Origin of the sequence: Prevotella sp. P4-51, assembly GCF_002251455.1 — a bacterium.
In the GTDB taxonomy this organism is placed as follows: domain Bacteria; phylum Bacteroidota; class Bacteroidia; order Bacteroidales; family Bacteroidaceae; genus Prevotella.
Map to the genome: position 1 here is coordinate 1 of NZ_NPJM01000016.1, position 1,516 is coordinate 1,516.

Sequence of the window (1,516 nt, forward strand, 5' to 3'; positions counted from 1 at the left end):
TGTACCTTCCTGAAAAAAGTTGAATGGATTTTACATTAACCCGACTATAAGTTGATTGTTTTTTTACTTAACCCTAGTCAAGGTTGAATTTATTCTCTTAACCCTATTGAAAGTTGAGTATTGTCTTTTGATACGGACTCAATCATTTCCAGTGTTTGTGCTGCAAAAGTAGTCGATCCTTCTGACACTTCCAAATTTTCAAGATATTTTTCTCTGTAGCTAGTCCATTTTTTCTGTATTTTGCCCTTGCATAAAGCAGCCTCATGTGGTGTCATATTATTAAGACTCATATGAGGACGCTCGTTGTTATAGAATTCGACGGCTTTATGCATTGCTTTTCTTACTTCGGCTATAGAATGGAATTTGATATCTCTGAACAGTTCATTTTTTAAAGTGTTGTTTATGCGCTCGGCGATTGCGTTGTCCTTAGGGTCACCACTTTCCGTCATGCTAATCTTGATTCCCGCATCAAGCAGCAGCGATGTGTACGCGGCACTGACATATTGCACACCTCTGTCTGAATGATGGATAAGGCCTGTCTTGTCTTCTTCTGCAAGTGTGTCAAATGCTTTTATAAGACATTCTACGCTACACCATGCTTCAAGGCTTTCACCCACATACCATGAAATTATTTCTTTGGTATATGCATCGGTTATGATTGAAACATAGCAGAATATGTATTCGTTGTCATTCAGCCATATTGGCACATAGGTTATGTCTGTTACCCAAACCTGGTTCTTGCGTGTGGGGATGATTTCCTTGACAAGGTTAGGATATGTGGGAAGACCGTGCGCAGAATCGGTTGTGCGTGGTTTCTTGCGTGGCATGCGTACCTGTAGGTTGTTGCGGGCTATGATGTCCATCATTTTGTCACGGCCTACCATGTGTGCGTAATGACTCCCAAAACGGCGGACATAAATCTCGTGCAGCTTCGCACCTCCTATACCCCTGTCGTAGGTGCGTATTTCTCGTACAAACTCCACGACCATCTCTTCTGTCAGGCGCTGTTTCGCCGATGTGTCCTTGTGCTGGTAATAAGCCTGCCAGCTCTTGCCAAACAGCCGACAGAGAAGGCCCATGGTCTGGCCTTTGACCTTCTCTGTGGCAAGCTCCTTTACTGTTTGGCACCAGATTTTTTTCTTATTGGAATGTTGAAGGTTTTCTCGGCGAGGTCTATCATCACGTCCTTGGCATGATTTGACCATTCTGCCATCTTCAATGCTTCCTGGAGCTCCGCGTTCTCGCGTCTGAGGCGTGCGAGTTCTTCTTCCGGAGTCTCCAATCGACTGGCGGTCTTTTGAGGCATAGGCTTGGGATTTAGATTTGAATACTCTTTTGCTCGGGAGCAGACACCTTTAGGCTTACCTACAGGCTGGCTTCCTTCTGCAAAGGTACTAATCCATCTCCAAATAGTCTCACGTCTGATGCCAAAAACTCTTGCTAATTCTGCCTTACTGACTCCATTTACCAGATGTGCGTGCAGTATCATACGTTTTTGGTCGTCTGATAGGCGCTT

At 44.3% G+C, this 1,516-nt stretch carries 2 protein-coding genes; both read right to left on the reverse strand.

Annotation, left to right across the window (positions count from 1 at the left end):
- Window positions 1-89 precede the first annotated feature (89 nt).
- Complete coding sequence (locus CIK94_RS01680) at window positions 90-1,205, reverse strand: IS3 family transposase (RefSeq protein ID WP_254046103.1); 1,116 nt, start codon at window positions 1,203-1,205, stop codon at window positions 90-92.
- A partial coding sequence (locus CIK94_RS01685; RefSeq protein ID WP_144008266.1) for a helix-turn-helix domain-containing protein occupies window positions 1,115-1,516 on the reverse strand: 402 nt, incomplete at its 5' end. The genes CIK94_RS01685 and CIK94_RS01680, both read right to left, overlap by 91 nt.

Excerpts from the sequence above, each read along its gene's own strand:
- CIK94_RS01680 (WP_254046103.1), bottom strand. The coding sequence starts at position 1,205 with ATGGTCAAATCATGCCAAGGACGTGATGATAGACCTCGCCGAGAAAAC.